General features: G+C 39.6%; 2 tRNA genes and 3 rRNA genes. All 5 read right to left on the reverse strand.

The features are described 5' to 3' along the window. Positions 1–800 precede the first annotated feature (800 nt). Positions 801–917, reverse strand: a 5S ribosomal RNA gene (rrf, locus tag BGS43_RS06600). A gap of 334 nt (positions 918–1,251) precedes the next feature. Beyond that, positions 1,252–4,158: ribosomal RNA gene (locus BGS43_RS06605) — 23S ribosomal RNA — on the reverse strand. Positions 4,159–4,848: 690 nt separating this feature from the next. Next, positions 4,849–4,925, reverse strand: a tRNA-Ile gene (locus BGS43_RS06615). Between the two features lie 8 nt (positions 4,926–4,933). Beyond that, positions 4,934–5,009: transfer RNA gene (locus BGS43_RS06620), tRNA-Ala, on the reverse strand. A 102-nt stretch (positions 5,010–5,111) separates the two neighbouring features. Next, a 16S ribosomal RNA gene (locus BGS43_RS06625) occupies positions 5,112–6,624 on the reverse strand. The 16S, 23S and 5S rRNA genes sit together here with 2 tRNA genes alongside, the layout of an rRNA operon. Positions 6,625–7,040: the final 416 nt, after the last annotated feature.

The following is a 7,040-nucleotide window of genomic DNA, read 5'->3' on the forward strand; positions in this document are numbered from 1 at the left end:
CCCCCAACCATAAAACCTCAATAAACACTATAAAATAAACTTGAGTGATTAAAAATCCAACCCAATTATTGAACAAACCCAAGCTACATAATAAAATATAAACTAGACATATAAAGAACAATTGACACATAAAAATAGATTGAATAAATAAACCTATACAAGTAAACATAAAGATTAATTATTGATACAAAAGATTCAATAAATAAAAAGAATAATTGAGATATAAAAACATATAAACTAAATAACTCAAACAACCATTAAATCAACCCAAGCCAATCAACAACCATAGCTAAGCTGACAACCCAACCAATCAATTTAAATATAAAACTACAAATTAAATCAACCCAAACTAATTAAACTTAGATTCAATCTAACCAACTCAAACAAACCAATGAATATAACCTAACTGATTAAATTAAATAAATTAATAAACTAATCAAGCAACGACTGATAAAGTGTTTAACTAAACCAACAAAAGCATAAATCAATTAAACTAATGATTGAATATAAAAATAATAAGTTGTAGATAAGTAAAAGCATTATACAAAGCATTCTAAGCTGATTAAATACAATTAGAACTAAAGCATAAATCAATCCAAGCCAATTAAACATAAACATAAAAGAACAATGAATACAAAAACATATTTAATTAGCATAAAAACAAATTCAATCAATAAAAAAATAATTAATACAATAATAGATTTAATAAACATAAAAAAATAATTAAATATAAAAACAACGATTGACATATAAAAACTAAGATTTTAAATCTATAAGAATAAGATAAAGAAGAATTAACAAGTCCGCAATGAGCTACTTTCCCCCTGCCAGTAAGGCGTAGTATCATCACCCACGATGTGCTTAGCTTCTTGGTTCGGGATGGAGCAAGGCGTTTCCACATCTGTATAATCACGGACATTGTTATTTAAATATTCTTTGAAAGATTTAACTTAAGAATAAAGCTTTTATTTTTTATTCTATTGTTTTATTTTTTTGCTTTTCTTCTATTCTTTTTTATTTTTCTTTTTTTGTTTTTTAATTTTTACTTTTATCTTTTAAATCTTATCTTTCATCTTGTCAATGAATCAAATCTTTACTCTCTTTGATAAGTTTTTATATAGAATACTTAAAAAACAATGTTAAGAGCAAGTTCTAATATAAACCCTACTTGAAAGATTTCTATATCACTTTAAATCAATATTACTATTTAAAGCTTTAGTAAAAACCTTAACAAGGAAGTGATGCTTTATTAAAGATAAGCCAAACGCTCTATTAGTACTGGTCAGCTAAAGGACTTTCATCCATTACACACCCAGCCTATCAAACTAGTAGTCTTCTAGAGAGCTTAGAGAAGATTCATCTTAGAGTTGGCTTCACGCTTAGATGCTTTCAGCGTTTATCCTTTCCAAACTTAGCTACGCTGCGATGCTCTTGGCAGAACAACAGCTACACCAGTGGTTTGTTCAACCCGGTCCTCTCGTACTAGGGTCAAATCTCTTCAATCTTCTTACGCCCACGGCAGATAGGGACCGAACTGTCTCACGACGTTCTGAACCCAGCTCGCGTACCGCTTTAAATGGCGAACAGCCATACCCTTGGGACCTGCTCCAGCCCCAGGATGCGATGAGCCGACATCGAGGTGCCAAACCTCCCCGTCGATGTGAGCTCTTGGGGGAGATCAGCCTGTTATCCCCGGGGTACCTTTTATCCTTTGAGCGATGGCCCTTCCACACAGAACCACCGGATCACTAAGACCGACTTTCGTCTCTGCTTGACTTGTATGTCTTGCAGTTAAGCTGGCTTATACCTTTATACTCTACGAACGATTTCCAACCGTTCTGAGCCAACCTTTGTAAGCCTCCGTTATTATTTGGGAGGCGACCGCCCCAGTCAAACTACCCACCAGACATTGTCCCACTTGAGGATAACTCAAGCTGGTTAGCTACCCAAATAAGAAAGAGTGGTATCTCAACAATGGCTCATATACAACTGGCGTCATATACTCAAAGCCTCCCACCTATCCTGCACATTCTTATCCAAGTAGCAGTGTCAAGCTGTAGTAAAGGTCCACGGGGTCTTTCCGTCTTGCCGCGGGTAGGAGGAATTTTCACCTCCACTACAATTTCACTGGATCCCTCTTTGAGACAGCTCCCATCTCGTTACGCCATTCATGCAGGTCGGTATTTAACCGACAAGGAATTTCGCTACCTTAGGACCGTTATAGTTACGGCCGCCGTTTACTCGGGCTTCGATCAAGAGCTTCGCTAATGCTAACCCCATCAATTAACCTTCGAGCACCGGGCAGGCGTCACACCCTATACATCCTCTTACGAGTTAGCAGAGTGCTGTGTTTTTGGTAAACAGTCGGGAGGGACTCTTTGTTGTAAGTTTCCTTGCTTTCGGAGTAAATCCTAATACAAAGCTAACCACACCTTATACCGAAGATACGGTGCTATTTTGCAGAGTTCCTTAAAGAGAGTTCTTCCACGCGCCTTAGAATACTCATCCCACCCACCTGTGTCGGTTTACGGTACGGGCAACATTAGCTAAACTTAGAAACTTTTCTTGGCTCGACGGCATCAGGGGTTCTTCTATCCATCCGAAGACTTCAAAAAGCCTTTCAGTTCTCGGAGTATTGTTATACGGATTTGCCTGTATAACCTCCTACGACCTTAGACTAGCACTTCCATCCGCTAGCCCCCTTAGCCCTAAGCGTCCTTCCATCGCACACTAATGTTGGTATTGGAATATTAACCAATTTGCCATCGTCTACCCCTTTCGGACTCGACTTAGGACCCGACTAACCCTACGATGACGAGCATCGCGTAGGAAACCTTGGGTTTACGGCGTTAATGATTCTCACATTAATTATCGCTACTCATGCCTGCATGCTCACTTCTATTCGCTCCAGCACTCCTTACCGGTATACCTTCGACGCAAATAGAACGCTCTCCTACCACTTAGTAAACTAAGTCTACAGCTTCGGTACTTACTTTAGCCCCGTTATATTTTCCGCGCAAAATCACTAGACCAGTGAGCTATTACGCTTTCTTTAAAGGATGGCTGCTTCTAAGCCAACCTCCTGGTTGTTTAAGTAACTTCACATCGTTTTCCACTTAAGTAAGATTTAGGGACCTTAGCTGGTAGTCTGGGTTGTTTCCCTCTTGACGACGGATTTTATCACTCGCCGCCTGACTGCTGTGATTACATATAAGGTATTCGGAGTTTGATAGGGTTTGGTACATTGGTGTATGCCCTAGCCCATTCAGTGCTCTACCCCCTTATATTACGACACAACGCTATACCTAAATATATTTCGGAGAGAACCAGCTATCACGAAGTTTGATTGGCCTTTCACCCCTATCCACAAGTCATCCCGGGGCTTTTCAACGCCTATGGGTTCAGTCCTCCACTAGTTCTTACACTAGCTTCAACTTGCTCATGGATAGATCACTTCGTTTCGGGTCTGCAGCATCTGACTAAGCGCCCTATTCAGACTCGCTTTCGCTACGGCTTCGCGTTTGCTTAACCTTGCCAGACACCACAACTCGCAGGCTCATTATGCAAAAGGCAGTCCATCACCCTGTATTGCTACATAGGGCTCTGAATGATTGTAAGCAAATGGTTTCAGGTTCTATTTCACTCTGATCACCTCAGTTCTTTTCACCTTTCCCTCACGGTACTTGTGCACTATCGATCTGGTATTAGTATTTAGGGTTGGATCGTGGTCGACCCAGATTCAGACAGGATTCCTCGTGTCCCGCCCTACTCAGGATACTGCTGGCTAAGGTTTGTTTTTCGCATACGGGACTATCACCCTCTATGGTTATACTTTCCAGAATGTTCTGCTAAACTTACCTCTTGCACATTGCAGTCCTACAACCCCCAGTGCAAGCACTGGGTTTGCCCTCTTGCGCTTTCGCTCGCCGCTACTGACGCAATCTCTATTGATTTCTTTTCCTGAGGGTACTAAGATGTTTCAATTCCCCTCGTTCGCTCCTATATAGGTAATGTATATCTCTATACATTGGGTTGCCCCATTCGGAAATCTACGGATCAAAGCTTCTTGACAGCTCCCCGTAGCTTATCGCAGTCTAGTACGTCCTTCATCGCCTTTACCAGTCAAGGCATCCACCATTCGCTCTTAGTAGCTTACCTTTTTTACCTTCTTTAGCGTCAAGGCAAAGCCTTGACTAAGAAGCAAGCTAAAGGCCTACCCCGCCAACCTAAAAGATATTAGGCTGATAAAGTAAGTTAAAGACTAATAGTCTTTCTTGCTTCTTCTGCTAAGAATATGCATAAAAGTTAGATATAATCTAACTTCTACCTTTTTTATTGATTCTAAAACGCATCACTTCCTTGTTAAAGTTTTTATGATAAGACTTCATTATCTTAAGACGGAAAGCATTCAAACACTTAATATAAAACTAAATGATTTAGTCTCAACTAAGCAGTGAGTTTGAAACTTGTCTTTAATTTATAATCCTTAAATCTAATATTCTCTTTATTATAAAAAATAAAGATAGTTAAAAGATATAAATAAAACCAAAGAAAAGATAATTGAGTTTTATCCTTTAACAAGTCCTGTAAAATTGTTTTTATTAAAACTTGCTTGTGACTCTTAACAATGATAATTATAAAGAACATTTAGGTTTAAAACCTAAAGGAAGTATATATATTAACATAATCATTATAAATATAAATGCATAATGTATATGCTACTTATATCTATTAAAGTATATTCTTTTATAGTTAAAGATAAAAATAAATCTAAGTATAGAGTTTATATTTAATCTATTTTATATACTTGCTTTAGATTTTAAAGCTTCTTTATTCAAATCTTTTTTATGGTGGGCCTAACAAGACTTGAACTTGTGACCTCACCCTTATCAGGGGTGCACTCTAACCAGCTGAGCTATAGGCCCTTAATAAATGGTGGAGAATAGCGGGATCGAACCGCTGACCTCCTGCGTGCAAAGCAGGCGCTCTCCCAGCTGAGCTAATTCCCCATAAATAATTAGCTTTATCATCAATCTTTGAAATCTAAACAAGAATCAATTGAGTTTATATATTGAAGTAATAGTTGTGAGACTTATTACTCTGTACTCTAGAAAGGAGGTGATCCAACCGCAGGTTCTCCTACGGTTACCTTGTTACGACTTCACCCCAGTCGCTGATTCCACTGTGGACGGTAACTAGTTTAGTATTCCGGCTTCGAGTGAAATCAACTCCCATGGTGTGACGGGCGGTGAGTACAAGACCCGGGAACGTATTCACCGTAGCATGGCTGATCTACGATTACTAGCGATTCCGGCTTCATGCTCTCGAGTTGCAGAGAACAATCCGAACTGGGACATATTTTATAGATTTGCTCCACCTCGCGGTATTGCGTCTCATTGTATATGCCATTGTAGCACGTGTGTCGCCCTGGGCATAAGGGCCATGATGACTTGACGTCGTCCACACCTTCCTCCTCCTTACGAAGGCAGTCTATTTAGAGTGCTCGGCCGAACCGTTAGCAACTAAATACGTGGGTTGCGCTCGTTGCGGGACTTAACCCAACATCTCACGACACGAGCTGACGACAGCCGTGCAGCACCTGTCTCTAAGTTCTAGCAAGCTAGCACCCTCTTATCTCTAAAAGGTTCTTAGGATATCAAGCCCAGGTAAGGTTCTTCGCGTATCTTCGAATTAAACCACATGCTCCACCGCTTGTGCGGGTCCCCGTCTATTCCTTTGAGTTTTAATCTTGCGACCGTACTCCCCAGGCGGTACACTTAATGCGTTAGCTGCATTACTGAGATGACTAGCACCCCAACAACTAGTGTACATCGTTTAGGGCGTGGACTACCAGGGTATCTAATCCTGTTTGCTCCCCACGCTTTCGCGCCTTAGCGTCAGTTGAGTTCCAGCAGATCGCCTTCGCAATGGGTATTCTTGGTGATATCTACGGATTTTACCCCTACACCACCAATTCCATCTGCCTCTCCCTCACTCTAGACTATCAGTTTCCCAAGCAGTTTAATGGTTAAGCCATTAGATTTCACAAGAGACTTGATAATCCGCCTACGCGCCCTTTACGCCCAGTGATTCCGAGTAACGCTTGCACCCTCCGTATTACCGCGGCTGCTGGCACGGAGTTAGCCGGTGCTTATTCCTTAGGTACCGTCAGAATTCTTCCCTAAGAAAAGGAGTTTACGCTCCGAAAAGTGTCATCCTCCACGCGGCGTTGCTGCGTCAGGGTTTCCCCCATTGCGCAATATTCCCTACTGCTGCCTCCCGTAGGAGTCTGGACCGTGTCTCAGTTCCAGTGTGACTGATCATCCTCTCAGACCAGTTAAGCGTCATAGCCTTGGTAAGCCATTACCTTACCAACTAGCTGATACTATATAGTCTCATCCTACACCGAAAAACTTTCCCTACTCAACTTGTGTTAAGCAGGAGTATAGAGTATTAGCAGTCGTTTCCAACTGTTGTCCTCTTGTGTAGGGCAGATTAACTATACCTTACTCACCCGTGCGCCACTAATCCACTTCTAGCAAGCTAGAAGCTTCATCGTTCGACTTGCATGTATTAGGCACGCCGCCAGCGTTCACTCTGAGCCAGGATCAAACTCTCCATAAAAATTATAGATAGTTTAATCTTTTTCTTCAAAGAAAAAGTTATGAAAGATTAAAAGAAAAACTTTTAATCTTTTTAATTATTAGATTGAATAGATTTTACATAATTACTTATGCCTAAATCTTTCTGGCTCAATCGATCACTTATTTAGATTTCAAAGATTGACTAATAAGATTTGAATAACAATACTAAGTTAAAAGAACAAAACAAAAAATCATTTATTATATGTAAATAAAGTTTAGTAATAATAAAGTTTTATAAACTTAAATTGCTTTAACTAGGATTAAAGATTAATTTAAAACTAGAAACATAGTGTTTATAAAATCTTAATTTAACTTTAGTTAACTTTAGACTATAATTTAAAGATCTTAAGTCCTTTTCTGAAAAAGGAAATGAAAGTATAACCAATTAAGCTTAAA

This window comes from Campylobacter sp. 110, from assembly GCF_002383965.1.
Taxonomy (GTDB): Bacteria; Campylobacterota; Campylobacteria; order Campylobacterales; family Campylobacteraceae; genus Campylobacter_D; species Campylobacter_D coli.